This window comes from Mediterraneibacter sp. HA8405 (genome assembly GCF_056148955.1).
The window spans coordinates 1,602,364-1,628,902 of the sequence record NZ_CM148758.1 but is presented as its reverse complement, the minus strand read 5'-3'; the positions used below and the strand labels follow the sequence as shown (position 1 = coordinate 1,628,902).

Genomic DNA, 26,539 nt, shown 5'->3' with positions numbered 1-26,539 from the left:
TTTCGATTTCCGCATGTGCCGGACTATACCTCGCCGCCGTCTCCGGACTGATCTGTACCACTCTCTTTTTGTCTTTCCACTCCGTTTAAGGACAATACAGTATTGGTCTGCTCTCCTTTTCTGTACTCTATTGTCACTTCATCTCCCACATCATACCGGATAATATCTATAAAATCCGTTACCGGAATGTCAAAAATCTCCCCGGAACCTTCCACCATAACATAAAAATGTGAATTTCCGTCCACAACGCCCTGAGCGATCTTTGCAATCGGCGCTTTGACTGTCAGAATATCACGGGTATCTTCCACTGCACTGCTAATGCCGTTTTCATACATCAGATCAGTATATGCTTCCTCGCACTCACTTACTGTGTCTCCCACTGCCACAATCTGATATTTCTGTACATTTACCATGGCGTACATTTTCACCAGCCCCGCATCATCCTTCAAAGCGATAAAATACGTAGGCTCCCCTGAAATATTCAGTAGCAGAGGAAATGTAGCCTTATATTTCAGATTCTGTACCTGGCCTTCCGCCGAAGACATGGCTGAATCTTCTGTAGCCCCTTCCACTTCATAGAACCTTGTCTCCATGGTCCGCTGGTTCATAAGAACGAAACCTACATTGGACTGATCCCCGGTAATAGACGTGACTCCGGTATACACCCACACATCATCATCAATAGCTAGGTAATTGTAGCCGTCTGTCGTTTTCAGACAGTCCTTCTGACCAAACACACTGTTAATAAAACCATGCTTGAGCGTTCCATAATAATCATACAGCTCCACAAGCAGATCTGCCGAATAGGCTCTGTCGATCCACTGAGGCGCGTCTTCTATCGCATAATCCTGCGTCTCTCCGGTAATGGCATTGCAGAGAACCACCCGTCCGATTGTCTCCCCGCCGAACAGACCGATATTGAATTTTTTCACAGGACAGATCCAGTAGGGCGTTCCCTCTTCGTCAATCTCAAAACTCAAATCATTGAAAATATACGTCGGATATTTAAACCGGAGATGTCTGTAAATGTTTCTGTTAAAATGATCGCTGGTCGTATACTTCATTCCCTCGTCCAGTTTTACAAGCTCCGTATTCTGGGTTGCCATATCAATTTTAATGTAGGCAGGAATCCCCTCTCCGTTATTGTTGAACCATTTAATGATATCGGCATATTTCAGAGGCGACACCCGGACGGGACGATCCTGATAATTAATCTGAGAATACAGTTCATCCACTTCAAACTGAGATACCATATCAACCATGCTTCCCATCTTCCGGTTTCCGAGAAGTGTGGCGGAATCCCGGTCAAGGAGCGGAATCTGATCAAAGGATAATTCTTCAATGTCTGTTGTAAACTCCCCTGTCTCCACTTTCATAAGCTGCTGATATTTTTTCGCATTTATCACCGGAGATGATAAAAGCAGTCCCACAAGAAAAATCAGAACAAGGAGCAGCAGAACTGCCAGAATTCCTTTCAGAACTCCGGAGTTCTTCAGTTCTTTCAGGTCATAATACTTCAGCTCTTCTTTTTTTACATAAGAAACCGTAAAAAAAACTGCAGCGAGCACAACAACTACTATCAGAAAAAACCAGAAATCCATGGAATGAATATTCAGCGCCGGAAGCGCCGTATAATAATAAATGCCCAGCGCGCAGAGAATTACAACTGCGGCCAGCAGTCTGCTCTTTACTTTTTTCATAAACCTTTTCCTTTCATTTTACTGCTGTCAGAATCTTCTTCTCCAGAGATCCGGGGACAAAAGCAGAAGATAAGGGAATATTTCCAGTCTTCCCACCAGCATGTCAAAGCAGAACACCAGCTTGGACAACGGGGAGAACATATGGAAGTTTTCTACCGGCCCCACTTTGGAGATACCTGGACCTACATTGTTTATTGTTGTCAGAACACCGCTGAATGATGTAGCGAAATCGAAATTATCAATGGCTACAATCAAAACGGATATAACCAGTATAAAAATGTATGCGGCAAAAAATGTATTGATTCCCTTCATCGTGTCATTGTTTACCTTTTTTCCGTTAATCTTCACCATAGTAACCACATTCGGATGAAGGATTTTTCTGATTTCCTGTCGGATGGATTTACACAGAATCACAAAACGGCAGACTTTAATTCCCCCGCCGGTAGAACCTGCGCAGGCGCCGATAAACATAACCGTCAGGAGGACTACTTTTGACAATTCCGGCCATAGCTCATAATCCGCCGTATAAAATCCGGTTGTCGTAATAACCGAAGCCACCTGAAAAGCTGCATAACGGAAAGCGTGAAATACATTTTCATATATGTTCAGAATATTGACGGTAATTATCGCAATTGCTGCCGCGATAATACCCAGGTAAGCCCTCAGCTCTTCATTTTTCAGCGCGCTCTTCCAGTTCTTAAGGAGCAGAAGGAAATAAAGATTGAAGTTGATTCCGAACAGAATCATAAATACAGTAATCACTCCATCTATATATGCGCTGTCGTAAAAGGCAACACTGGAGTTTCTGTTGGAAAAACCTCCCGTACCCGCCGTGCTGAAAGAATGTACGAGTGCGTCATACAGATTCATGCCGCCAAACATCAGAAGAACCACTTCCACCGCAGTCAGGGCAAAATACATCTGGTAAAGAATCCTGGCTGTACTTCTTGCCTTCGGCACAAGCTTGTCCGCCTCGGGTCCTGGAACTTCCGCGCGCATAAGAGGCATGGCGTTCTCATCGTCCAGAGAAGTAACCATCATAACAAACACCAGCACACCCATACCGCCGATCCAGTGGGTAAAGCACCGCCAGAAGTTAATCCCCCTGGGCAGGGATTCGATTTCCCGGAGAATGGTGGATCCGGTCGTCGTAAAGCCGGATACCGTCTCAAAAAATGCGTCCACATAATTCGGAACAGTCCCTGAAATAACAAAGGGCAGCGCGCCGAAAAGAGACCAGAGAACCCAGGCAAGCCCTACAACTGCAAATCCTTCTTTGCCATATATCCGGTTGTTCTTTGGCTTTCTCCTTCCTAAAACCAGATAAATCACGCCCAGAACCGCAGCTACAGCCAAAAAGGAAATCCCTGTTTTTTCACCGTAAATCAGTGATACAACAGCCGGGATTAAAAGGAGGGCGCCTTCGACGCCCAGCATTTTCCCTAATATGTATATAATCATTTTTTTATTCATCGTTTCTGCCTCTCACCTACATCAGAATATCGACGATATCCTCGACATGAGGCTCCATTGTAACAACAATCACACTGTCGCCTGCTTCGATGCAATCATCGCCGTTTGGTATAATAATCTGGTTTTTCCTCGCAATACAGGCTATCAGATTATTGGACCTGAGCTGCAGATCTTTAAGCGGAACCCCCGTATACCGGGTGGAGGATTTTACGATGAATTCGAGAGCCTCAACTTTCTCATCTACAAGCTGATACATTGTCTCAACATTGGCGCTGCCCTGTGAATTCTTTCTTGCCCTCACATAGCTTAAAATAGAATCCGCCGTGGCAGCTTTTGCCGAAACGACACTGTCTATGCCGAAATCCTCAACAATGTACGCCCGCCTGTCTTCGTTGATTTTAGTAATGATCTTTCCGATCCCCTGTTTTTTGGCAAACAGAGACACAATAATGTTCTCCTCATCCATTCCGGTCAGAGCCACAAAGGCATCTGCGTCATCTGCCCCTTCTTCAATCAAAAGATCATGGTCGGTGGCATCTCCCTGAATAATAACTGCTTTCGGAAGCAGCTCACACAATTCTTCACAGCGCGCTTCATTTCTCTCAATAATTTTCACCTGCATGCCCAGAGCACAGAGTTGTTTTGAAAGATAATAAGCCACTCTTCCTCCGCCGCAGATAATTACCTTTTTGATCTTCTCTTTATGATTCCCGTGCATTTTAAAAAACCGTTCAATCTCCGCATGCGATGCGGTAATATGAAGTCTGTCGCCGGCACGAAGCACATAATATCCGTCCGGGATAATCACTTCATCACCATGCTCTACGGCGCATACCAGCACCTGTACCTGAAACCGGTCATACATCTCAGCCAGAGATTTTCCCACAAGCCTGCTCTGTGCACAGACCGGAAACTCGATCAGCTCAACCCGGCCCTTTACGAAGGTCTCAATCTTACTGGCATCCGGGAAAAGCAGAAGCCGGCTGATCTCATTTGCTACGATCAGTTCCGGATTAACCGCCATGCTCAGATGCAGATCCTCTTTAAGAAGTCCGATCTGTCTGTAATAAACCGGGTTTCTCACCCGGGCAATTGTATGCCTCGCTCCCAGCCTTCTCGCGATCAGACAGCTGAGCATATTGCATTCATCTGCCGATGTACATGCAATTACGAGATCTGCGTGAGGCACATCTGCCTGCCTCTGAACCTCTGCGTCAGCCCCGTCGCCTGTTACACAGGAAATATCCAGACGGTCAATGGCATATCTGAGTTTCTTTTCATTGCTGTCAATCAGCACCACGTCATAATTTTCAACGGACAACTGCTTTGCAAGCTTATACCCCACTTTTCCGTCACCAATAATAACTATTTTCATTTTTTTATCCTCGATATTTTATTTGTTCATTTACAGCAGAGCAATTATAGCACCATTGATATCAGAGTACAATATAAACCGTATTTTCTTAGTAAAAGCAATATGCGGCAGAAAAGACGAGAGAAAGGGCACACAGTTTTTGACTGTATGCCCCGGATATTTTTCATTATTCTTCTGCTGCTCTTGCCGCAATCTCCCTTTCCTGCACATCGGAAGGAGCCTGCTCATATCTTGAGAATTTATACTCATAAGTTCCCCGTCCGCCTGTCATGGAACGAAGTACAGTGCAGTAGCCGAACAGACCTGTCATAGGAATATCCGCCTCAATCACCTGTTTGCCGCCGGCAACCGGTGTCATGCCAAGCACACGTCCGCGCCTCTTATTCAGGTCGCCCATAACATCTCCGGTATAATCATCCGGAACGGTTACTTTCATAGACGCGATTGGCTCAAGAAGAACCGGTGATGCCTCCATAAAGCCTTTCTTAAACGCCTGAATTGTGGCCGTCTTGAACGCCATCTCAGAAGAGTCAACCGGATGATAGGATCCATCGTATAATGTAGCCTTTACACCCACTACCGGATATCCCGCAAGAGGTCCTTTGAGTACAGATTCCTGAAGGCCCTTTTCTACTGCCGGGAAGTAGTTCTTCGGAACCGCGCCGCCTACTACGCACTCTTCAAATACATACGGTGTCTCAAGATCTCCTGAGGGTTCGAATCTCATCTTAACATGACCGTACTGTCCGTGTCCGCCGGACTGCTTCTTATATTTGGTGTCCACATCCGAATTCTTGCGGATTGTCTCGCGGAATGCTACCTTCGGCGTTTCAAGAGTAATTTCCACCTTATACCTGGCTGCCAGTTTGCTTGCCACAATCTCCAGATGCTGATCTCCCATACCGTAGAGAAGCGTCTGTCTGTTCTCACTGTCATTTACAGCCTTCAGCGTGACGTCCTCCGCGGTCATTCTTGCCAGAGCCTGGGATACTTTATCCTCGTCCCCTTTGTTCTTCACCTTGTATCTCATATACGTATATGGAACAGAATAATCTGTTCTGGCGTATGTTACCTGAGTTGCCTTTGTAGAAAGCGTATCGCCCGTACGTGTATTTGTAAGTTTTGCGATTGCTCCGATATCGCCGGCAAACAGCTCCGGTACTTCCGACGGTTTATTGCCGCACATCGTATAAAGTTTTCCCGGTTTCTCCTCAGCATCTGTATCCGCATTATAAAGAACGTCATCGCCTTTGAGTACTCCCGAGCATACCTTTACAAAAGAATACTTTCCTATAAACGGATCTACCATTGTCTTGAATACATATGCTGTTTTTGCTTTCGCGAAATCATAATTTGCCTCAAAGATATCGTTTGTCGTGCGGTTGATGCCTGCGCAGGTTCTCTTATCCGGGCTGGGGAAGAATCTTACGATATCCGACAGAAGATTGGCAACGCCCTGAGCCTGGATATTAGATCCCATGGCAACCGGCACGATATCTCCGTCCATAACCTCGGTACGCATGGCGGACCGGATCTCTTCTACGGAAAATTCCTCTCCGTTGAAATATCTTTCCATAAATTCTTCGCTTGTCTCGGCAACCGCCTCCATAAGAGAATCTCTCAGGATTTCCAGATTCGGTTTACAGTAATCCGGAATCTCACATTCTTCTCTCTGACCGATTCCCGTATATCTGCGGCCTGCATTCTTGATTACGTTAATGTAGCCCACCAGTTTCTCGTTCTCGCGGATAGGCTGGAAATGAGGCGCAATCTTTTTGCCGTATCTTGCTGTCAGATCTTCAACTACCTGACGGAAACTTGCATCGTCCACATCCATCTCCGTTACATAGATCATCCTCGGAAGATGATATTTATCACAGAGTTCCCATGCTTTCTCTGTTCCGACCTGAACGCCTGCCTTACCGGATACAACAATGACTGCCGCGTCCGCCGCACTGACTGCTTCCTCTACTTCGCCGACAAAGTCGAAATATCCCGGCGTGTCGAGAATATTGATTTTTGCTTTTTCCCATTCTATCGGAATCAGGCTTGTGCTGATCGAAAATCCACGCTTCTGCTCCTCTTTATCAAAATCACTGACCGTACTGGAATCCGTAACTTTTCCCATACGGTTTGTGGCACCTGATACGTACAGCATTGCCTCCACAAGACTTGTCTTGCCGCTTCCGCCGTGTCCAAGCAATACCACGTTTCTGATTTCGTCTGTTCTGTAAACCTTCATGCTGCTGCCTCCTTGTATGTAGTTATTCTGCACACCCAAATGCTCTGCAGGCGTACACATCATGGGTACATTGTACTAAAAATCTTCCACGATTACAACTCTTTTATGAATTTTTCACATAAGTATCAGCTTTGACAGGTAAAAATAATTCGCACTAAATCTATTGAAAATACACAGCTTCACTGCGAAAATAGAATTATTACAAAAAATTTTTTCGCGGTGAGGCTGAAATGGGAAGAAAAGAACAGAGAATACAAAAGAAACTTGAAAAAAATCCAATTAGAGAACTTAATAAAATCCAAAACAGATATTATAGTCAGCTGTTTTGGAAGTTTGCCCAAACAAAGGATCCCCGACATCCGAGCTATATCACATATACAAACCGGATGATGCTGGGGACTTTATATTATAAGGGAATCGCGGGGATTGACAGTATGCAGGAGATGACAGAACAGTTTAATGAAGAGACGGTTTCTAAAAATCTGTCTGCATTTATAGGAGAAAAAGCCGGGGAATACGTTCCCCATCATGTAACAGAGAATGAGTATCTGGAAAGGCTTGCTCCTATGGAGTTGGAAGAAATCAAGCAGGACCTGGTGTATCATCTGATCCGGAGACGATGCTTTGAGGATGCAAGATATAAGAAAAAATGGCTGATCATAGTGGATGGGACACAGCTATACTGCGGACAGAGAAAACTGAATGAGCATTGTCTGGAACGGTGCTGTAATAAGGGAACAGACAAAGAGATCACACTGTATCACCGGGATGTGCTGGAGGCGAAGATCTTCTTTGGAGAAAAGCTGGTAGCCAGTATAGGGAGTGAATTCATCGAGAATAACGGGGAAGACCGGAAACGCCAGGAAAAAATGAGTGCGGAGGAGATCAAACAGGATTGTGAGACCAAAGCATTTACCCGATTGGCAGGACGGATCAAGAAAAGATTTCCCCGGCTGCCGATCCTGCTGCTGGCAGACAGTCTGTATGCATCAAAACCGGTTATGGATCTGTGCAGGGAATATAAGTGGGAATTCCTGATCCGGTATAAAAAGGGAAGTATTCCGAGCATAGCGGAAGAATACGAAAAGATACCGGAAAAAGGGAAAACAGAGAAAGCCGAATTCGTGAATGATATTGATTATGATGGCAAACCGGTACACGTATTAAGATATCGGGAAGAAAAGGCTGGAGAAACAACAGAATTCCAATGGCTGAGCAGCATAAGGATTACCAAAGGGAATGCGGAAAAGATGGCGGAAACGGGAAGAAAGCGCTGGAAGATAGAGAATGAAGGATTTAACCGGCAGAAGAACTGGCAGGGAAGCATTACCCATACATGCAGCTGGGATGACCAGGCGCAGAAGAACCATTATCTAATGGCACAGATCTCGGATTTTGTGAAACAGTTGTATGAGTATTATTATCTGGAGAAGAATGGGATCAAAAAGAAGCAAAAAAATATATCTTCTGATTTGTTAGCCAGCTTTGGACGGCAACTAACAAAAGAAGATATATTCCCAGTTGATGAAAATACACAGTCATTCAACTGAGATAAGTATAGCAAAGGAAGTGGTGCCTGCCAAGAGGAAAATGAACTGAATTATCTACAAAAAGAGGAAATTCGGTCATCAGGGCCTTAAAAGTGAATAAGTTCGGAAGAAAAACCAGTGTTGTGGATAACTTATTTTTTCTTAGAAATTCATTGGCATATGGCAGGCAAATATATTTTTACCGTTTAAAACTGCATAAGTATTGCGCTTGTTTACTTTTACAAGGCAACGTGTTAAAATATTTTTAGTTGTGCCGAAAATCGGCCTGCGGCGGTTCGAACGCCGCTGAACTGTCAAATTTGTATTGAAAGGATTATAAAACAGCATGGAACATGAAAAAATAGGATTTGTGGGGCTGGGCCTGATCGGCGGCTCTATTGCAAAAGCTGTCCGCCGTTACTACCCGGAATGGGAGATTGCTGCTTTTGACAAGAACCGGGAAACTCTCGCGCTGGCAGTACAGGAAGGAACAATCCACACAGCCTGCTCTTCTATTGACGATAACTTCAGAGACTGCAGCTACATCTTTCTGTGTACACCGGTTGCCTATAATACAGCTTACCTGTCGCAGCTGAAAGATCTGGCGGGAAAAGACTGTATTCTGACAGATGTAGGAAGTGTCAAGACATCCATCCATGAAGAGGTTACCGCTCTGGGAATGGATGAAATCTTTATTGGCGGGCATCCTATGGCCGGATCTGAGAAAAGCGGCTTCATCAACGCAAAGGCTCACCTGATTGAGAACGCCTATTATATTCTGACCCCATCGTCAAAAGTAAAGGAAGAGAAAGTGGAAGCATATAAAAACTTTATTGCGTCTCTGAAAGCCCTTCCGGTTGTTCTGGACTATCGGGAACATGATTTTATTACCGGAACAATCAGCCATCTACCCCATATTATTGCCGCTACACTGGTGAATTTTGTCCGCGACACAGACACAAAGGACGAGCTGATGAAGGCGCTGGCAGCCGGCGGATTCAAGGATATTACGCGAATCGCATCCTCTTCTCCGGTTATGTGGCAACAGATATGTCTGAAAAACAGAGATAATATTTCCCGGATACTGGGACATTATATTGATGCACTGGAAAAAGCAAAAGCTTCCGTTGACACAGGCAATGAAGATAAGCTGTACTCCCTTTTCGAATCATCCCGGGATTACAGAGACTCCATGCCCAACACTTCTGCCGGCCCCATTAAAAAGCAGTTTGCACTTTACTGCGATATTATTGACGAAGCCGGAGGAATCGCCACTATTGCCACGATTCTTGCCAGTAACAATATTAATATCAAAAATATCGGAATCGTACACAACAGGGAATTTGAAGAGGGAGTGCTTCGCATTGAGTTCTATCAGGAAGCTGCATGTACAAAAGCAGCCGCTCTGCTTCAGAAATACCGATATATAGTATATGAAGTATAAACAGCCCAAAGCTGTAATAAAACAGAAATGAGGAAAGGAATCAGATTATTATGGAATTATGCGGCATTACTGGACTGAAGGGAACCGTATCTGTCCCGGGGGACAAATCCATATCCCACAGAGGCATTATGTTCGGCTCCATTGCCGACGGCACTACTGAAATTCACAATTTTCTCCCGGGCGCGGACTGCCTGGCTACAATACGCTGCTTCCGCGCGCTGGGTATTGAGATCGAACAGGAAGGCTCCACAGTCACTGTTCACGGAAAAGGACTTCACGGTCTCTCTGCTCCGTCCCATATCCTGGATGTAGGAAACAGCGGCACCACAACCCGACTGCTTTCGGGAATCCTTGTCGGTCAGCCCTTCGAATCAAAACTTTCCGGGGACGAATCACTAAACTCCCGTCCCATGAAGCGGATCATCGATCCACTGACTCAGATGGGAGCGGATATCTCCAGCATCCTGCACAACGGATGTGCCCCACTGTATATTGCCCCCTCCCGGCTTCACGGCATACACTATGATTCGCCGGTGGCAAGCGCCCAGGTAAAATCCTGCATTCTTCTTGCCGGGCTTTATGCCAACGGGGAAACTTCCGTAACAGAACCCGGTCTCTCCCGGAATCACACAGAGCTGATGCTGAAAGAATTCGGCGCGGATATTCGCTCTGTCCATGATCTGGACTGTTCAAGAACAACGGCCATAATACAGCCCGGCCGGGAACTGCACGGACAAAAGCTTACGGTGCCGGGAGATATTTCCTCTGCCGCATATTTTATCGCGGCGGGACTGATTGTTCCGGACTCCGAAATACGGATCACAAATGTAGGCATTAATCCTACCCGCGCCGGAATCCTGAAAATATGTGAAGATATGGGCGCCCGGATTGAGCTGAGCAACGAGCGGACTGAAGGCGGGGAGAAAATCGCGGACATTACCGTAAGGACAAGCCGGCTCCACGGCACAGTTATCGAGGGGGACATTATCCCCGCACTGATCGATGAGATCCCTGTTATTGCCGTTATGGCCGCTGTCGCCGAAGGAACTACTGTCATCCGGGATGCGGCGGAACTGAAAGTAAAAGAAACGGACCGCATCGAAACCGTTACTGACAACCTGAAGGCAATGGGATGTGATGTTACTCCCACTGAGGACGGCATGATTATCAATGGCGGGAAACTCAAAGGCGCTTCCATCCATACTCTGCTGGATCACCGTATTGCCATGGCATTCAGTATTGCGGCGCTGGCGGCAGAAGGCCGTACCCGCATTCTGGACAGCAAATGCGTGGATGTGTCCTATCCCGCTTTTTATGATACATTTGAAGAGCTGCTTTAAATCGCATCCATGTATATTCTCGTGCAATAATCTCATACAGAATGACGAACAGCAGGGATTTCCGGAAGGAAATCCCTGCTGTATTTGTTTTGTCAGCCATTCAGTATCAGTAATATTTTACCGAAACATGCTTCCCCATCTGTTCCATCATACGGATGAGCTGTTCCACCAGATTCATCCGCATGCTCAGGTCAAAGCTCAGATCTGAATTTTTGTGTGCCTTATTAATGGAAGTACCTACAAAGAGATTCAGCTCCGTACATTCTTCAATCAACAGTTTTGCCAGGCGGGAAGCGCCGTTATCGGCGTCCAGTTTGTCAAAAAATTCCTCATCAAACTCACCGTTCGCGTATTTTTTCAGAAGCTTCAGGCATTTTCCAAGAGTAAGCACTCCTTCCGTTACCAGATCAATCCCTTCGATCTCTGCCGCAGGCGGTACATCCGGATCAGCGCTGTCCGCCCGGGTTATGATTTCTTTGCCCAGGAAACGGGCGGCTATATTGGAACTGGTACCGCCGGAAACAACTTTTTTCCCTTCGGAGTGCATGAATTCATGCATAATCCGGTCGTCATCGGCTTTGTCCTTTGGAGGACCGGTAAATATATTTACAATTCTGCGCTCGATCACTCTGGCGACGGCAACGGTTGTATCATCGCCGGGCTTTTCTTCATAAAGTTCATCGCAGGCCTGGCTCAGAAGGACTGCCAGCCGGGAAGCTGACAGGGTCTTCTTCGTACACTTCAGCGTATATTCTGCCATAGCCTCCCAGGTCCAGCCCTGCATATTCAGAATCGAACCGGCGCCTGCATAAATCACACCGTCGCTCATCAGTACAAAACAGTCGTTTTTCTTCACCTGAAACCGGTACTCATGAATCTTCTTTCCTTCAATTTCCCGCACCTTGAAGGGATAATTTACAATCTTTCCGTCCCGGATAAAGACGCAGGACGGATTGTCAAATTCCGCCAGATATGCCTGCCCGCTGTGAAAAATCTGCAGGATGGAAAATGTGGCATAGGCAACTTTCCGCACTTTGCATACCGGAAGCGTTCTGGCAATGGTTTCCACACAGGATTCTATGGCAGCCCCTTCCCGGAGCATGGTACCCAGTATTTTTGACGTCAGAGTGGCCAGTATGTTGGCTTTCACCCCGCTGCCCATACCGTCGGCCAGAATCACGATATCTGAATCACCGGTTTTGAGAATCTCCACTTTGTCTCCGCACAGTTCCTCCTGATACTTATTCAGACTTCTCCAGGCCACATCTATACTTACACTCATAGGCCTAATCCTCCTCGTTCAGGATAGAATCCCGCAGCTTTGTCAGAGTCACTTTGGTCTCCGCCGTGGTCTCTCCCAGCAGTCCCGCGATCTCCTGGGCCACCATCATCTGTTTCTCAATAACTTTCCGGGCCATCTCAACGGTCTCGACCTTCAGGTTATAATGCTGTTCCCTGATTTTTTCCTCCCGGGTTACATCCCGGAACATGACAAGAACAGCATCCAGATTTTCAATATATACAATACTCTCTTCTGCCGTTATTCTGCCCTTTTCCAGCTTTACTTTTTTATTCAGAACAGACTCCCTGGTAAGAAGCGTCTCTTCAATATCTCCCGTTTCTATAAACTCAAATATATACCGCTGCACAGCTTCGTCATGGCCTACGCCGAGAAGCTCCTGACCTTTCCGGTTGCAGTCCAGAATCTTCATATCATTTCCCACAACAAAGATCATATTCGGCGTAGCATCCAGAACAACGTTGGACATGGACTCTGCTTTTGTCAAGGCATAAGGCATACACATGGACAGTTCCGCCTTTCCCTGGAACACCGCCACAGCCTTTTCCCGGCAGGTGGAATACCCGCAGGCGCCGCAGTTCAGTTCATCGGCAGGAGAATATTTGCCTGTGGATCTGAGAATACGGGTAATCTGCTCCTCAGACGGCATGGGATCGGAAAGACTCCGGCCGCCGAACTTCTTTGCCATTTCCTCCGGTCTCATATCCGGCAGATCCCGTGCAGCCTTATAGGATACGGCATTTTCAATTTTCACTTTTGTTTTTACATATGATGTATTCCAGTGGGCAGAAGCAGGGCCTTTCGCGCAGCCGCCTTCACAGACATTCGCCTCGATAAAGCAGTGATCCAGCTCTCCCTTCCGGAGGCACTCCAGCATCTCCATACAGTTCTCCAGGCCATCTACAAACACCTTATGGTATCCGTCCGCCTCTTCTTCCGTTATAACCGACTGAAGCACGCCGCCGCTGACCGGATAAAGCCGGTTGATCTTTGGATCCGGATTGCCCATAGGCTTATCTGTACAGGCATGAATGTCAATTCCCGCCTCGTTCAGCCAGACTGCCAGCTCCTCAAAAGTAAGGATTCCGTCAATTGCCCCGGTCACCCGCTCGTCTCCGGCCGCCTCCTGCTTTTTGGCAATACAGGGACCCAGAAATACCACTTTTACATCCGGTCCGTATATTTTTTTGATATAGCGTCCATGGGCCACCATGGGAGAAACTACGGGAGCCATCATTTCTGCACAGTCCGGGTAATATTTTTCGATCAGATCATTTACGCTGGGACAGCATGTAGTAATAATATTTGGCATTTTCGCCTCGCGGACCAGTTTCTTATACTCATTGGTTACCAGAGCGGCGCCCTCGGCCGTCTCTCTTACCTCCGCAAATCCAAGCCGTTCCAGAGCATCCGCCACCTGTCCCGGTGTGTCAAACTCGAGCACGCCTGCATAGGACGGCGCTATGGAGATTACCGTGCGGCAGCCCTGCCGCAGATATCCTTTTACCCGCTCCAGATCACTGGCAAATGTCTTGGCATTCTGGGGACAGACTTCCAGGCAGCGGCCGCAGTTGATGCAGTGGTCAACCATGATCCGGGCCTGTTCGTCTCTGACGGTGATCGCCTTCACCGCGCAGTGACGGACACATTTGTAGCAGTGACGGCATTTTGCATCCTTAAAATCAATGACTTTCATTCCGGCAAATCCTCCTTATATTCCGGCAAAGCCGGACAGACCGGTATAATCGGTCCTGACTGCATGTAACACAGTTATTGTACCACAGTCTTCCGGCTTTCGTGAACCGGTCAGGAAGGTTTAAAATCAATAAAATGCTTTTGTATACCGGAATCTCAGTTTTCTGAACCCTCTCTGTTTTTCCCGGAGAAATTCTGCCGTTCGGCAGTATACTGCCCTTACAAATTCTGTTTCTTTCTCCAAAGGTTCTGTCTGTCCGTAGGCTGCCCGTCTGACAATTTCCGTCATCTGCTTCAGTTTCTTTATCCGCTTCTTTCTTCTGCAATGCAGGAAAAGCAGTACAGCCAGAAAACATACGGCCAGAACCGTGAAAGCAGCCCGGATGAGAGCAGGACTGCTGAAAAAACGGATGACCTCCTGCTGTGTAAACGCGGAAGGCTCCACAGCATACCCGGAGGCATAACGGGCAGGGATACCGTAAAGCCGGTACATCAGAGTTGCCGCAGAGGCAAAATGTACGCAGTATCCCTCATGGTTTTCAAACAGAAAATACTCCACAATATCCTGATTCACCGGCGCTCTTCCCGGAGTCAGCGTATAGGAGGCATGGGACTGCAGAACGTTCAGTATAAATGCCGTCGCCTCATCGAGAGAATTCTGCGGATGCTCTCTGCACAGTTCCGTCAGCCCGGGCAGAATATCTTCCGGGACCGGGTATAGAAATCAGGGATCTCAAGCATATATGCGTCCTGAATTTCATGATACCATTCACCGGTTTTCTCAAAAGCCGGCAGCATGTTTCCCCATACCGCTCCGCTGTATTCCGTTCTGTTCTGTCCGGATCGGTCTCATTCCAGGACGTCATTTCATTCATTGAGAAATAGAGGCTGTAATACATACCGCTGATCCAGGATTCCCAGGAATCCCATTGCAGTGTCTGCGCCATCGCCCCAAAAACAGCCTGGTCGTCTGCCGGTTCCCAGTCTCCGCCTGTGTATTCGCCTCCCGAAAATCCCTTTAAATAAAGGGTCTCCGTAGGCTGCTCCAGGACTGTCACTTCAAGCTGAGTGTCTCCGGTCCTGTAATTATTGCCGCTGCTGACGTGCCCGTCTGCAACAGACTGCTGATCTCTGCCGGTAATCCTCTGGAAACTGCGGGAGAGAAAGCCTTCTCCGCCGGAAACCGCATCTGAAAGCTCTGTACCCCAGACGGATGTAACAAAAACAGAAATGCAGATCAATCCGGACAGAACCGCTCCCATAAAAGCCGTACATCTGGCAGGGAGCGACATTCTGCTTCTGTTCCCGTCCGCCGCAGATAAATCCTGATTTTTTTCTCTGCCCGCCGTATGAATTGTCCAGAACAGAATCTGAAATATAAGACACAGAAGTACAGAACCGACACTGACATGAATCCCAAAAAGGGGCGCCCCCGCCATCATCACCGTGGTTACAATATAAGGCAGCCAGTGCTTCTCCCAGATGATTTCAAGCGCGAAGAAAACTCCTGAAAGAATAAGCATTATAAGCAGGACAGGGAAAGTCACATTCTGTTCTCCATGTTCTGTACCCGTCAGACTTCCTGCCAGAGCAAGAGTCTGCTCTGCAAAAAGATCCCACTGCAGGGCCGCGGAAATTCCAAAAACAAGAAACATGCCGGCGGTTCCCGGCCAGAACCATTTCCTGCGGATATGAAACAGCACATACATTCCTGTACAGAACAGCGTAATAACCGGAAAAACCAGGCCTGCCGAAAAAGAAATGGAAGAAGCAGAACGGATAACCAGAAGAATCCCGTAAATTCCCGTCAGCAGAAAAAAGAATTTCTGAATGATCAATGTCTGTCTTTTTCTGTTTATCCTTTGTTGTTTGCTGCCGCGCTGTTTTTCCATGTACTGACTCCCGCCTGTTATCATAAAATGAATATTCTTATACAATAGACTCTGTTTTACTCTTAATATTTATTGTAACAGCTTTTCTGCAATTTCAGAATATTCTATTTGCTTTTCTGTATATACTCCCGGGTTTGTACTTTAGGGCAGGCCGGTAAAGGGTATGTGTAAAGAGCCCGGATCAGAAAGCGGCCGGCAGGACTACCGGATTGCTCTCCCCAGTTCATAAGCTTCCTGAAGTTCCGGTTTGCCCGCGATATCTCCCACATCACCGTTGCCTCCGGCAAGGACATGGCCGAGATTCTTCCATCTTAGGTGCTCCATCAGGTGGTCATAATAAAGGAGGACATCATCAAATCCGTTTCCTTCTGCAGCCATCAGAAGCGCGGAAGACCTGCCGTGTCCTCTGAGGAGATTGCCGTCGCCTTCCTCCAGCGCAAACAGACGGTCGATCGCTGTCCGGATCTGACCGCTCATATTCCAGTAATAGAGCGGTGTGGCAAGAACTACCACATCGGACTCTTTTACCGCCGGATAGATCTGATCCATGTCATCCTTCTGAACACAGGGACATTCCCTGCTACTGTGTCCGCCGAAGCATCCCCTGCATCCGTGAATATCCATACCGCTTAAGAAAAATTCTGTCACTGTATTACCCGCACTTTCCGCTCCTTCTGTAAAAGATTTAACGAGCGCTGATGTATTTCCCTTTTTTCTGGGACTTCCGTTTAATATTACAATTTTTTTACTCATAACATATCTCTCCTTTACTACTGCTTTTCTTCATATTTTCTTCAGCAGAATTGACTTTCTCTGCTGCTGATATTACAATCATAGCAAGAATATGCTCTAAAACAAGTACGCACATAAAAGTGCGATACTTACAGTCGGGTTCAATACTTACCTAAAGGAGAGTGTAAAATGGGTAAAAGATGCATTTCCAATGAAAATTTAAGCACTACCGGATTCAGTTATACGTTATCTCTGATCAACGGGAAATATAAAATGACGATCCTCTACACACTGATGGAATTCGGTGTGGTGAGGTTTAATGAAATGAAAAAATACATCGGGCAGATTTCCTATAAAACGCTGAGCTCCACACTGAAGGAACTGGAAGCAGACCAGCTTGTCCACAGAGAGGAATATCCTCAGATCCCGCCAAAAGTAGAGTACAGTCTGACAGAAAGAGGCAAATCGCTGATCCCGATCCTGGACGGAATGTGCGAATGGGGCGATAAAAACCGGCTTTGATAAGCCGGTTTTGCCTTAAATAGTATTCGACATCAGAAGCATCATATTGTATCCATAATATCCTTATATTTTTCCAGTACTTTCTCTTCCATCAATTTAAAAGCCGGAATATACTTTCCAAGAATCATATCCACAAGACGTTTTGCTGCTTCACCGTCATATATATGAGTCATGTCATTTCTTGATTTCAGCATATTAAGCCAGATATCCTCATCTATAAAGTCATAGACAGAATACGCAGCCTTCAATATTTCTCTGGGCGATCCTGTATTTGCCACACTTTTGCCTTCATAGCGCAAAAGCTCTTTTAACACTTTCCAGCTGAGTTCGAACTGGATAAAAAATTTATCAATAATTCCACTGATTACAAATTCGTTATTCAAATCCTCGTTTTCTGCCTTTTCCAATACATTTAAATTAGAAATAAAATTATCAAATTTTTTCATATAGAATTATTCCTTCCTGCTTTATTGATTCCAGAAATTCTCCCGGCTGTGTGTTTGCCAAATCAACAATGTCAAATTCAAGCAGCGTAGACGTCGAATCTTTTACTTCAATTATGAAATCGGTAATTCTTCCGCCCTCCACCGCAAGATCTATATCGCTGGCTCTGTGGAAATCCCCCCGTGCCCTTGAACCGAATAATATTACTTTCTGAATCCCATATACTTGGGCAAGCGCTTTTATCTCATCAATAACTACCGGCTTAATTCCGGTTTTCTCCAGATTCTGCATAACTAATCACCCATGAAAAGAATACCATTATCAAATATCTTTCGCAAGCTGTTATTCTTCAGATGCCAGATCATATGTCCCGCCCAGTTCAATCCGCATATCACACGAATCGCATCCGATCACTGTATGACCTTCCCTGTTTGATATCACCCCGACGTTCCCGCCGCAGAACGGACAGACTTTCCGTATCTCCTTTCCTGACTTTGCCTCCTGCATCCAATTGACAAATCCGGCGATATCCGTATTTTTATCATTGCAGTAAGATGTCCAGTCCCTGCCCAGCGGTTTCCGCAGCAGCCCGTCCTCGTCGAAGATAACCTTATCCTCTTCGTTAATGTCATTATCATAGAGAAGCTGATCCGGCATTCTGCAGGTGCTCTCCTCCCCGCCGGGTGACCGCAGAGTAACAAGAGCGGTTACCGGCTGGTCTTCTGCTCTTTCTTCACATCCGTAATCAAGATCTTCGTCTATTTTTAGTACAGTGTAAATCATTTCTCTTTTTCCTTTCATTCTGTAAAACATCATGTTTACTCTACTTATTGTAACACATCCCGGACACACCTTGACCCGCAAATATCAAAAATGCTACAATGCATTTCGAACCGGATTTTGACGAAAACTGCCGCATATCTGTATGAAGAAAGAACTGAAAAAAATGTCATGAAAGGATTTTATCAATGAAAGCATTCGAAAGATTATTAAAATACGCAGCAATCAGAACTCCCAGCGACGAGGAAAGCGATACCGTTCCCTCTTCTGCCTGCCAGTTCGAGCTTGCCCACCATCTGTACCGGGAACTTTTTACTATGGGAATTACCGACGTGAAAGTGGACACTCAATGCTACCTGTACGCGCATATTCCCGCCACACCGGGTTATGAAGACCGGACGAAGCTGGGCTTCATCGCGCATCTGGACACAGTATCCGACTTCTGCGACCGGCGGATCATCCCGGTGATTCATGAAGACTACAACGGCCGGGAACTTCCCCTTGGCACAAGCGGGCGCACCCTGTCGCCGGAGATGTTTCCGCATCTGAAAGACCTGAAAGGGCGCACCCTGATCACAAGCGACGGGACTACAATTCTTGGCGCGGATGACAAAGCGGGAATTGCCGAGATCATAACTATGGCAGAACGGATTCTGGATGAAGATATCCCCCACGGCCCCATTTCCATCGCCTTTACACCGGACGAGGAGATCGGCATGGGCGCCGCGCATTTCGATGTGGATGAATTCGGCGCCGACTTCGCCTACACACTGGACGGCGATACAGAAGGCGAGATCCAGTATGAGAACTTCAACGCCGCCAAAGCCGAATTTCAGATCAAGGGCGTGAATGTCCATCCGGGCTCTTCCAAAAATGTTATGGTAAATGCTTCTCTGGTGGCCATGGAGATCAACTCCATGCTGCCCGAAGGAGAGACGCCGCGGGACACCGACGGATACGAAGGATTCTATCATCTCATTGACATGAAAGGCGATGTGGGAAATGCAGTACTCCGGTATATCATCCGGGATCATGATGCAGCGAAATTTGAAGAGCGCAAAGAGACACTTCGGAATATAGAGAAAACGATCAATCAGAAATGGGGACGCGGCACTGCTGCCCTCACCATAACAGACCAGTACCGCAACATGGCTGAGATTATCGCCGGCTGTATGCACCTGATTGAGAATGCGAAAAAAGCCTGCGAAAATGCAGGCGTTACACCGCTTGTTCTCCCCATCCGCGGCGGCACAGACGGCGCCCAGCTAAGCTTTAAGGGGCTTCCCTGTCCCAACCTGGGAACCGGCGGCCACGGATATCACGGTCCCTATGAGCACATCACCGCCGAGGGCATGGATGCGGCCTGTGAAGTCGCACTGGAACTTGTGAAAATATATGCGGAACAGACAGCGCACTGAACGGACGGTCCGATCTGACTGTTCTGTCTGCTCTTCAGATCTTTCATTTCAGTACAAAGTGGTTTCTGTTAAAGGAGAGGATCCCCTCATCTCTCATCCTGCACAGCTCTGCGGACATGGCGCTCCGATCCACGGAGAGGAAGTCCGCGAGCTGCTGCCGGTTAAACGGAATATCGAACACCGGACTTCCGGCCCTCTGGGACTGCTCCGACAGATAGGACAGAAGCTTTTCCCTCGTCGTTCTTCTGGACATATGCTCCAGCTTCCGGGTGAGCATTTTGTTCTTTTGCGCAAGCACAGCCAGAAGATTGCGGATCAGCCGCCCGTGGAACTGACAGGCCAACGGACACATGGTAAGGATCCGCTTCACATCCAGAAAAAGCACTTTGCCCGGTTTTACGGCAACAGCATTATTCAGAATTTCATCGCTTCCGAGGCAGGCATACACTTCACCGAATATTTCTCCCTCTGAAATCTCACTGAGAATACTCAGATTCCCCCAGTAATCTTCTTTCTGGATATGGATACAGCCCTCCAGCAGCAGCGCCACGCTGTCAATGCGCTCCCCCCTGCTGAAGACGTATTCTCCCTTATGATAACTCCGGGTGACTGCCGACAGACAGTCCAACATAGATGCAAGTTCCTCCTCACTGATTCCCTGAAACAGCTTTGAGTTTTTTAATAGTGATAAATATTTTTCCATAATTACCTTTCTGTTGTATTTACAACCGTCTTGTTTTAAACATCGTATTATACTCACTTTGTAAAGTCAAGCAATACAATAGAAAAATCAATCACAGTGCCGGTATACAGACAACAACACGGCCGGCGCTGACAGGAGGTTATGAAAATGTCAGATAATATGTTTTGTTTTCAGTGTGAACAGACTGCAGGATGTACCGGATGCACCGGAAATGCCGGCGTATGTGGAAAGAGCGCGGATGTGGCCGGACTTCAGGATGAACTTACAGGCGCCCTGATCGGCCTTGCCCGGGCAGTCAGCGGAAGTACACCTTCTCCGTCCACTCACCGGGCAATGATCGAAGGGCTTTTCACAACGATCACCAATGTAAACTTTAGCGAAGAGACGATCCGGCAGCAGATCGAAAATGTAACAAGAGAGAAAAACGCCCTCATCCCCGGATGCGGAGGGTGCGCCCGGCCATGCGGCAGGACAGAGGATTACGATATGGGACTGCTCTGGAATGCAGACGAGGATATCCGTTCTCTGAAATCTCTGATTCTGTTCGGTCTCAGGGGGATGGCGGCATATGCGTACCACGCAATGGTACTGGGTTATTCTGATGAAGAAGTCAACACTTTTTTCTATGAAGGGATGTTTGCCATCGGCGAAGATCTGAATATGGAGCAGCTTCTTCCCATTGTAATGAAAGTGGGCGAAATCAATCTGAAATGTATGGCGCTTCTGGATCAGGCAAACACAGAGACCTACGGGGATCCGGTTCCTGTCACTGTGCCGCTTACAGTGGAGAAAGGACCGTTTATCGTGATCAGCGGGCACGACCTGAAAGATCTGCAGCTTCTTCTGGAACAGACAGAAGGGAAAGGAATCAATATCTATACCAACGGTGAGATGCTTCCGGCACACGCATATCCGAAACTGAAAGCTTACCCTCATCTGAAAGGAAATTTCGGCACCGCATGGCACAATCAGCAGAAAGAGTTCGCGGACATTCCGGCTCCGGTCCTGTTTACGACCAATTGTCTGATGCCGCCGAAAGCAAGCTATGCAGACCGTGTATTTACAACAGAAGTTGTCTCTTATCCAGGAGTCATCCACATTGGAGAAGATAAAGACTTCACACCTGTCATCGAAAAAGCACTGGAGCTGGGCGGTTACCCGGAAGATCAGGAATTCACCGGAATCAACGGCGGAAAGACAGTCACCACAGGATTTGCGCGCAATACCGTATTATCCGCCGCGGGTACAATCGTCGACGCAGTAAAAGACGGAGCCTTAAAGCACATTTTCCTTGTAGGCGGATGCGACGGAGCGAGAAAAGGCCGCAGCTATTATACGGATTTTGTAAAGCAGACGCCTTCCGATACGGCAGTGCTCACTCTCGCCTGCGGGAAATACCGGTTCAATGATCTCGATCTGGGCTGCATCGGCGGACTTCCGCGGATCATGGACATGGGACAGTGCAACGATGCATACAGCGCGATCCGGGCTGCCCTTGCTCTGGCGGACGCATTTGACTGCGGCGTCAACGACCTGCCGCTGACCCTGGTGCTGTCCTGGTATGAGCAGAAAGCTGTCTGTATCCTGCTGACACTCCTGCATCTGGGCATCCGGAACATTTACCTCGGGCCTACGCTGCCGGCGTTCCTGTCACCCGGCGTGCTGAATTTCCTTGTGGAAAATTACGGAATCCGCCCGACCACAACACCGGAGCAGGATCTGAAGGAGATACTCGGATAATATCACAGAGATCATCTGATACAGAAACCGGATCTTTACAGAAATATGGAATTTTAAAAGGGGCTTTGCGGCCCCTTTTCTTTCGTATCTATATTGTCAATATTGTTAACTCTTTTACTCTTCTTTCCACAACCGCTGTACGATTCCCGGGAAGTCGATCTCAAGCTGTCCGTCATAGATCCTTACCGGTACTTTATCACGGAACGTATACATCGAGATTTCCGGCGCATCCTCGCCCTCAAACCAATAGCATACGATCTTTTCCCGCTTCCGGTCCACGATCCAGTATTCCCGCACGCCGGCATTCATATACTTCTGCATCTTAATCCCGTAGTCCCTCTTCCGGCTGGAATCCGAGACGATCTCAATGCAGAAGTCCGGCGCCCCGTAGATTCCTTTCCGCGTGATCCTCTCCTCTTTGCAGATCAGAGCGATATCCGGCTGCACGATGGTTCTGTCGTCGCAGTCAATCTGCACATCCAGAGGCGACGGGAGCACACGACAGATGCCCTTCTTTGCACGGATAAACAGCTTGATCTCAAACAGCAGTTCTGTGATCAGCTCCTGATGTGTAAATGTAGGAGCTTCAAGAAAAATAAGCACTCCGTCGATCAGCTCCGCCCGGATATCTTCCGGCAGCTTCCTGTAATCGTCTACGGTGTATTCGCCCTGCCGCTTTGTAAGGTACGGGGCGGCAGCTTCTCTGACAGCATCCGGCAGATTCCGGTATGCCTCATCGCCGGCTTTCACCCATAAACTGTCTGTCCGGTCATAAACTGTATCATAGATACTTCTGCCGGAATCAGGTTCCGGGTTTCCGATGCCGTCAGCCCCATATAAGACATCCTCAAGAGCACGAAGCGTATCATATCGCGGAGAACGCGTCTCCCCGCTTAAGATCTTATTGATCGTTCCCACCGGAACCCCGGACAGCCGGGAGAGCTGTTCTGTGGTAAGTCCCAGTTCTTTCTTGCGTTGATTCAGATTCTCATAGAGCATAAGGCCGCCCCCTTTCTACTGTCTTATGCTCATAATATACCCGTTTTCGATAATTGTCAACCGTTTCATCCATTTACGGTTAATCACGACTCATTTAATTCCCCCATGCTCTACTTACTCCGCCTGTCTGTCCGCCAGCCAGCGTATTCCCGCCGCGGTCCGTTTTTCCGCATCTTTATAGTGGTTTCCGGGATTCAGCTGAAAAGCTGTGCTGATTCCATTCTCTCTGTAATATTTTTCAATCATTTCTGTATTCTCCTGAACGGTTTTCATATAGGGATTGCGCGTTCTGGCTTCTTTGCTTCCCAGTGAAAAGTATAAATAATCCGGCGTCTTTTTCATAGTATGCGATGAAATATATTCTGTAATTCCCGGATACCACAGAGAACCCGACATACTGGCGGCTCTTGAAAAAATGTCAGTCCGATACAGCGAATACAGGGCAAAGAGTCCTGCAAGGGAATACCCTGCGATTCCCCGCCAGGACACCGTTTCCTTTATTTCCTTTTCCGCCTCCGGCACGATCCTTTCAATCAGGATTCTCAGGTAATCATCTGCCCCTCCTGTACATGGATCAGCATTTTTGAAAACCGGCGGAATCTCCCAGGGCGACATATCATGATTCCAGTTAAGACTGCTGACAGATACAAGCGTAAACGGCGGACAGCCATCGTCCCTGAGAAGGCGCAGAACCTGCTTTCCTTCCCCCGCAAAGGTATTGAGATAGATCACCGGCCGGTCCGGTTCATCACACGGATAGACAGATATCTGTTTCTGTCCGATGGTAAACTGAGTCATACAGATCTTCCCCTCTTTCTGTCTGGCGAACTATGTGGTGCTGACCGGCATAACAACGGCACAGGATTACGGCCGCCGCATTATAGCAAGTATGCGGAGAGGCACGGCGCAGTCCTGCTGAAGCGCCTCCAGACGTTCCCGCCGCCGGGCAATGACCCAGATTTCATCCAGATTCTTTTCTTTTTCCGCGATCTGCAGGACAAACTCCTTTCCCAGACCGCTGGAAGCTCCTGTTACAACTGCGATTTTCATCAGGTATTCAGATCGGATTCCCTGCTTTTCCATACCCGGAGAATCCAAAGTCTCCTTTCATATAATGTAAGATCAGTCACAGAATAAAATCTTTGCTGTTGAACTCGTTAATTCTCATTATATGATTCGTTTCCTGAAATTACAATATAACCCTGTCATCCTTTTCTTCCTGTATGCCCCGCTTTTTCAGGAACATTCGGGCAATGCAGGGATTCCCGTAATCCAGTATTTCACTGTAGCCGAGATCAAGCTGATCGATCGCGCTCAGCTCTGCTTCTGTCAGACTGAAATCCCAGATATCCTGATCCTCCCCCATATGCTCCGGAACACTGCTCCTCGTCACCACGCTCACGCCCCGGTCAATATTCCAGCGAAGCGCGGTCTGCGCTGCCGTTTTTCCGTATTTCATCCCGGTCTTTTCAAGGATTTTATTGGAAAAAATATTTTTCAGTCCTTCACACAGAGGCGCCCATGCCTGCGGCTGTACGCCCAGCTCTTTCATAATCCGCAGGGCGTCGTCCTGATGATAGAAAGGATGCAGCTCCACCTGATTGACCATGGGCGGCACTTCACTGTTCAGACACAGGTCGGTCAGCCGCTCCGGACTGAAGTTGCTCACACCAATGGCTCTGACCTTTCCATCTTTATAGAGTTTCTCAAGGGTGCGCCATGCGCCGTAATAGTCGCTGTATGGCTGGTGAATGAGATACAGATCGATATAGTCAAACTGCAGTCTCCTCAGAGATTCTTCAAACGCCTTTTCTGCCGCACTTTCACTGGCGCCGTCAATCCAGAGCTTTGTAATAACAAACAGATCTTCCCTGCGGGCTTTCCCTTCTTCCACAATCTTTTTCAGAGCATTTCCGACCGCCCTTTCGTTGCCGTAGGAAGCAGCTGTATCAAACATGCGGTATCCGCTCTCAAAAGCTTCCCGCACACAGCGTTCACACTCTTCCGGATCTTTCATCTGCAGTACACCGAATCCCAGAAGGGGCATACTGACTCCGTTTCTCAGTGTTAAGCTTTGTTTACTATTCTCTTTTCTTTCCTGCATCCTGACTTCCTCTTTCTTCACAGCAGTTTATCCGCAGACTTGTTTTCAGATCCTGATTCCTGTAAAATACAGTTATGTGCACTTTACGTACATTCTCATGCCTTACAAATGCAAATTCCGGGCATGGATAAACTCCGGGCACGATGAAAGGAATCTGCTTATGATTGAAATCCACTTGTTCGAACAGCTTGTAGCCTTCGCTTCCTGCGGCACTCTGTCTGCAGCGGCGGAACAGCTCCATATCTCCCAGCCGGCCCTGAGCCGCTCCATGCAGCGGCTGGAAGACGAGCTGGGCGTAAAACTCTTTGACCGGCAGAAGAGCCGGCTTACCCTCAATGAAAACGGGGCGCTTACAGTGCAGTACGCCCGGAGCCTGCTCATGCAGGAAGAATCCATGATCGAACAGATCCGGGAGTATGACCGGAAAAAGCGCACCATCTCCGTGGGGTCCTGTACTCCTGTGCTGATCCCTGATTTTGTCTCTCTTCTCTCCAGCCTTTACGAAGGAATGACCATCTCCACGGAAGTAACCGGAGATCCTCACCTGGCTGAGCAGCTCAGAGAGAATAAATATCAGCTTGTAATTTTTCACGAAGAGCCCGATGCAGAGGACTTCTATTCCCTGCCCATTGAAAGCGAGCACCTCTACGTTTTACTGCCGCCGGTCCATCCGCTGGCTGACGCTGACGGACTGTACTTAAAGGATCTGGACGGACAGACCTTTCTTCTCTACTCCCAGATCGGATTCTGGGACGGACTGTGCCGCCGCAAGATGCCGTCCTCCCGTTTTCTCCTGCAGCAGGAAATGGACGTCCTGGGAGAACTTGTGGAGAACTCCGCATTTCCCGCATTTACCACAGATTACGTCATGAAACGCTCCCGGCAGGAAACTGACCGTGTAATCATCCCGATTCTGGATGAAGAAGCAAATGTCACGTATTACTGCGCCTGCCTGAAATCTGAAAAAGCGAGATTTATGCCCGTGTTCCGTCATTTCCGCTGACTGTTTGCCTGAATCAGCTCCGCTGTCCTGTGTCCAGAAAAAAAGCCGGAGGAAGATTTTTCCATTGCCATCCCCCGGCGTCATTTCAGTGGTCATTCAGCATA

23 protein-coding genes and 1 pseudogene are annotated in these 26,539 nt (G+C 47.6%); 7 read left to right on the top strand and 17 right to left on the bottom strand.

The window, feature by feature from the left end; all coding sequences use genetic code 11:
- Positions 1–23: 23 nt before the first annotated feature.
- The 4 genes from AC0QUU_RS07580 to AC0QUU_RS07565 all read right to left on the bottom strand — a co-directional run bounded on the left by AC0QUU_RS07580 (position 24) and on the right by AC0QUU_RS07565 (position 6,790).
- Entirely contained in the window at positions 24–1,700 is a 1,677-nt protein-coding gene (locus tag AC0QUU_RS07580; RefSeq protein ID WP_474541816.1) for a CvpA family protein, read from the bottom strand.
- 27 nt (positions 1,701–1,727) lie between these two features.
- Positions 1,728–3,173 (bottom strand): TrkH family potassium uptake protein, encoded by a 1,446-nt coding sequence (locus AC0QUU_RS07575; protein ID WP_474541814.1) that lies wholly within the window; start codon positions 3,171–3,173, stop codon positions 1,728–1,730.
- A 16-nt stretch (positions 3,174–3,189) separates the two neighbouring features.
- A complete protein-coding gene (gene trkA, locus AC0QUU_RS07570) occupies positions 3,190–4,548 on the bottom strand; it encodes a Trk system potassium transporter TrkA (protein WP_474541812.1) in 1,359 nt (452 codons plus the stop codon).
- A gap of 166 nt (positions 4,549–4,714) precedes the next feature.
- Positions 4,715–6,790: an elongation factor G gene (locus AC0QUU_RS07565; RefSeq protein ID WP_474541811.1), complete on the bottom strand. Its 2,076-nt coding sequence runs from the start codon at positions 6,788–6,790 to the stop codon at positions 4,715–4,717.
- A gap of 230 nt (positions 6,791–7,020) precedes the next feature.
- Between AC0QUU_RS07565 and AC0QUU_RS07560 the strand changes: the two genes are divergently transcribed.
- The 3 genes from AC0QUU_RS07560 to aroA all read left to right on the top strand — a co-directional run bounded on the left by AC0QUU_RS07560 (position 7,021) and on the right by aroA (position 11,103).
- The gene (locus AC0QUU_RS07560; RefSeq protein WP_474541810.1) at positions 7,021–8,340 is read left to right on the top strand and encodes a transposase; all 1,320 of its coding nucleotides are present in this window, start codon (positions 7,021–7,023) and stop codon (positions 8,338–8,340) included.
- Between the two features lie 325 nt (positions 8,341–8,665).
- The gene (locus AC0QUU_RS07555; RefSeq protein WP_474541808.1) at positions 8,666–9,763 is read left to right on the top strand and encodes a prephenate dehydrogenase/arogenate dehydrogenase family protein; all 1,098 of its coding nucleotides are present in this window, start codon (positions 8,666–8,668) and stop codon (positions 9,761–9,763) included.
- Positions 9,764–9,813: 50 nt separating this feature from the next.
- Positions 9,814–11,103: a 3-phosphoshikimate 1-carboxyvinyltransferase gene (gene aroA / locus AC0QUU_RS07550; RefSeq protein WP_474541806.1), complete on the top strand. Its 1,290-nt coding sequence runs from the start codon at positions 9,814–9,816 to the stop codon at positions 11,101–11,103.
- Between the two features lie 106 nt (positions 11,104–11,209).
- Here aroA and AC0QUU_RS07545 read toward each other — a convergent pair whose 3' ends face one another.
- The 5 genes from AC0QUU_RS07545 to AC0QUU_RS07525 form a co-directional block, all read right to left on the bottom strand.
- Positions 11,210–12,385 (bottom strand): SpoIIE family protein phosphatase, encoded by a 1,176-nt coding sequence (locus AC0QUU_RS07545; RefSeq protein ID WP_474541805.1) that lies wholly within the window; start codon positions 12,383–12,385, stop codon positions 11,210–11,212.
- Between the two features lie 4 nt (positions 12,386–12,389).
- Complete coding sequence (locus AC0QUU_RS07540) at positions 12,390–14,099, bottom strand: [Fe-Fe] hydrogenase large subunit C-terminal domain-containing protein (protein ID WP_474541804.1); 1,710 nt, start codon at positions 14,097–14,099, stop codon at positions 12,390–12,392.
- A gap of 126 nt (positions 14,100–14,225) precedes the next feature.
- Positions 14,226–14,717 carry a transglutaminase-like domain-containing protein gene (locus tag AC0QUU_RS07535; protein ID WP_474545538.1) on the bottom strand — a complete coding sequence of 164 codons (492 nt, stop codon included), beginning with the start codon at positions 14,715–14,717 and terminating at the stop codon, positions 14,226–14,228.
- A gap of 25 nt (positions 14,718–14,742) precedes the next feature.
- The gene (locus AC0QUU_RS07530) at positions 14,743–15,990 is read right to left on the bottom strand and encodes a hypothetical protein (protein WP_474541802.1); all 1,248 of its coding nucleotides are present in this window, start codon (positions 15,988–15,990) and stop codon (positions 14,743–14,745) included.
- 201 nt (positions 15,991–16,191) lie between these two features.
- Positions 16,192–16,743: a flavodoxin family protein gene (locus tag AC0QUU_RS07525; protein ID WP_474541801.1), complete on the bottom strand. Its 552-nt coding sequence runs from the start codon at positions 16,741–16,743 to the stop codon at positions 16,192–16,194.
- Between the two features lie 168 nt (positions 16,744–16,911).
- Here AC0QUU_RS07525 and AC0QUU_RS07520 point away from each other — a divergent pair, with 168 nt between their 5' ends.
- On the top strand, positions 16,912–17,244 hold the full coding sequence (locus AC0QUU_RS07520) for a winged helix-turn-helix transcriptional regulator (RefSeq protein ID WP_087162541.1): 333 nt from the start codon (positions 16,912–16,914) through the stop codon (positions 17,242–17,244).
- Positions 17,245–17,285: 41 nt separating this feature from the next.
- On the opposite strand, the gene AC0QUU_RS07515 is transcribed toward AC0QUU_RS07520, so the two are convergent.
- The 3 genes from AC0QUU_RS07515 to AC0QUU_RS07505 are packed head-to-tail and all read right to left on the bottom strand — an operon-like array spanning position 17,286 to position 18,471.
- Positions 17,286–17,690, bottom strand: a complete 405-nt coding sequence (locus AC0QUU_RS07515; protein WP_474541799.1) for an HI0074 family nucleotidyltransferase substrate-binding subunit — start codon at positions 17,688–17,690, stop codon at positions 17,286–17,288.
- Positions 17,677–17,979, bottom strand: a complete 303-nt coding sequence (locus tag AC0QUU_RS07510; RefSeq protein WP_474541797.1) for a nucleotidyltransferase family protein — start codon at positions 17,977–17,979, stop codon at positions 17,677–17,679. The genes AC0QUU_RS07515 and AC0QUU_RS07510 overlap by 14 nt, the downstream gene beginning before the upstream one ends.
- A gap of 51 nt (positions 17,980–18,030) precedes the next feature.
- Positions 18,031–18,471: a hypothetical protein gene (locus AC0QUU_RS07505; protein ID WP_474541795.1), complete on the bottom strand. Its 441-nt coding sequence runs from the start codon at positions 18,469–18,471 to the stop codon at positions 18,031–18,033.
- A 185-nt stretch (positions 18,472–18,656) separates the two neighbouring features.
- On the opposite strand from AC0QUU_RS07505, the gene pepT reads away from it, so the two are divergent.
- Entirely contained in the window at positions 18,657–19,886 is a 1,230-nt protein-coding gene (pepT, locus tag AC0QUU_RS07500; RefSeq protein ID WP_474541793.1) for a peptidase T, read from the top strand.
- Positions 19,887–19,929: 43 nt separating this feature from the next.
- Here the strand turns inward: pepT and AC0QUU_RS07495 are convergent, their stop codons facing one another.
- Positions 19,930–20,589 (bottom strand): Crp/Fnr family transcriptional regulator, encoded by a 660-nt coding sequence (locus AC0QUU_RS07495; RefSeq protein ID WP_474541792.1) that lies wholly within the window; start codon positions 20,587–20,589, stop codon positions 19,930–19,932.
- A gap of 147 nt (positions 20,590–20,736) precedes the next feature.
- Between AC0QUU_RS07495 and hcp the strand changes: the two genes are divergently transcribed.
- Positions 20,737–22,329 (top strand): hydroxylamine reductase, encoded by a 1,593-nt coding sequence (gene hcp, locus AC0QUU_RS07490; protein WP_474541791.1) that lies wholly within the window; start codon positions 20,737–20,739, stop codon positions 22,327–22,329.
- A 114-nt stretch (positions 22,330–22,443) separates the two neighbouring features.
- On the opposite strand, the gene AC0QUU_RS07485 is transcribed toward hcp, so the two are convergent.
- The 4 genes and pseudogenes from AC0QUU_RS07485 to AC0QUU_RS07470 form a co-directional block, all read right to left on the bottom strand.
- Positions 22,444–23,328, bottom strand: coding sequence for a Uma2 family endonuclease (locus tag AC0QUU_RS07485; RefSeq protein WP_474541789.1), 885 nt, complete (start codon positions 23,326–23,328; stop codon positions 22,444–22,446).
- A gap of 114 nt (positions 23,329–23,442) precedes the next feature.
- Complete coding sequence (locus AC0QUU_RS07480) at positions 23,443–24,126, bottom strand: alpha/beta hydrolase (protein WP_474541787.1); 684 nt, start codon at positions 24,124–24,126, stop codon at positions 23,443–23,445.
- A gap of 84 nt (positions 24,127–24,210) precedes the next feature.
- A pseudogene (locus AC0QUU_RS07475) lies at positions 24,211–24,378 on the bottom strand (SDR family NAD(P)-dependent oxidoreductase); the annotation flags it as partial.
- Positions 24,379–24,517: 139 nt separating this feature from the next.
- Positions 24,518–25,453 carry an aldo/keto reductase gene (locus AC0QUU_RS07470; protein ID WP_474541785.1) on the bottom strand — a complete coding sequence of 312 codons (936 nt, stop codon included), beginning with the start codon at positions 25,451–25,453 and terminating at the stop codon, positions 24,518–24,520.
- Between the two features lie 139 nt (positions 25,454–25,592).
- Here AC0QUU_RS07470 and AC0QUU_RS07465 point away from each other — a divergent pair, with 139 nt between their 5' ends.
- Positions 25,593–26,435, top strand: coding sequence for a LysR family transcriptional regulator (locus tag AC0QUU_RS07465; RefSeq protein ID WP_474541783.1), 843 nt, complete (start codon positions 25,593–25,595; stop codon positions 26,433–26,435).
- Positions 26,436–26,539: the final 104 nt, after the last annotated feature.

Bases quoted from the DNA above. Each gene is read 5' to 3' on its own strand.
- AC0QUU_RS07520 (WP_087162541.1), top strand. From the start codon at position 16,912: ATGGGTAAAAGATGCATTTCCAATGAAAATTTAAGCACTACCGGATTC.
- AC0QUU_RS07495 (WP_474541792.1), bottom strand. From the start codon at position 20,589: ATGGAAAAATATTTATCACTATTAAAAAACTCAAAGCTGTTTCAGGGA.
- AC0QUU_RS07540 (WP_474541804.1), bottom strand. From the start codon at position 14,099: ATGAAAGTCATTGATTTTAAGGATGCAAAATGCCGTCACTGCTACAAA.
- AC0QUU_RS07565 (WP_474541811.1), bottom strand. From the start codon at position 6,790: ATGAAGGTTTACAGAACAGACGAAATCAGAAACGTGGTATTGCTTGGA.
- AC0QUU_RS07555 (WP_474541808.1), top strand. From the start codon at position 8,666: ATGGAACATGAAAAAATAGGATTTGTGGGGCTGGGCCTGATCGGCGGC.
- AC0QUU_RS07575 (WP_474541814.1), bottom strand. From the start codon at position 3,173: ATGAATAAAAAAATGATTATATACATATTAGGGAAAATGCTGGGCGTC.
- trkA (WP_474541812.1), bottom strand. From the start codon at position 4,548: ATGAAAATAGTTATTATTGGTGACGGAAAAGTGGGGTATAAGCTTGCA.
- AC0QUU_RS07525 (WP_474541801.1), bottom strand. From the start codon at position 16,743: ATGAGTAAAAAAATTGTAATATTAAACGGAAGTCCCAGAAAAAAGGGA.
- AC0QUU_RS07530 (WP_474541802.1), bottom strand. From the start codon at position 15,990: ATGGAAAAACAGCGCGGCAGCAAACAACAAAGGATAAACAGAAAAAGA.
- AC0QUU_RS07515 (WP_474541799.1), bottom strand. From the start codon at position 17,690: ATGAAAAAATTTGATAATTTTATTTCTAATTTAAATGTATTGGAAAAG.
- AC0QUU_RS07560 (WP_474541810.1), top strand. From the start codon at position 7,021: ATGGGAAGAAAAGAACAGAGAATACAAAAGAAACTTGAAAAAAATCCA.
- AC0QUU_RS07485 (WP_474541789.1), bottom strand. From the start codon at position 23,328: ATGCTCTATGAGAATCTGAATCAACGCAAGAAAGAACTGGGACTTACC.
- AC0QUU_RS07545 (WP_474541805.1), bottom strand. From the start codon at position 12,385: ATGAGTGTAAGTATAGATGTGGCCTGGAGAAGTCTGAATAAGTATCAG.
- AC0QUU_RS07480 (WP_474541787.1), bottom strand. From the start codon at position 24,126: ATGACTCAGTTTACCATCGGACAGAAACAGATATCTGTCTATCCGTGT.
- AC0QUU_RS07580 (WP_474541816.1), bottom strand. From the start codon at position 1,700: ATGAAAAAAGTAAAGAGCAGACTGCTGGCCGCAGTTGTAATTCTCTGC.
- AC0QUU_RS07505 (WP_474541795.1), bottom strand. From the start codon at position 18,471: ATGATTTACACTGTACTAAAAATAGACGAAGATCTTGATTACGGATGT.
- aroA (WP_474541806.1), top strand. From the start codon at position 9,814: ATGGAATTATGCGGCATTACTGGACTGAAGGGAACCGTATCTGTCCCG.
- AC0QUU_RS07510 (WP_474541797.1), bottom strand. From the start codon at position 17,979: ATGCAGAATCTGGAGAAAACCGGAATTAAGCCGGTAGTTATTGATGAG.
- pepT (WP_474541793.1), top strand. From the start codon at position 18,657: ATGAAAGCATTCGAAAGATTATTAAAATACGCAGCAATCAGAACTCCC.
- hcp (WP_474541791.1), top strand. From the start codon at position 20,737: ATGTCAGATAATATGTTTTGTTTTCAGTGTGAACAGACTGCAGGATGT.
- AC0QUU_RS07465 (WP_474541783.1), top strand. From the start codon at position 25,593: ATGATTGAAATCCACTTGTTCGAACAGCTTGTAGCCTTCGCTTCCTGC.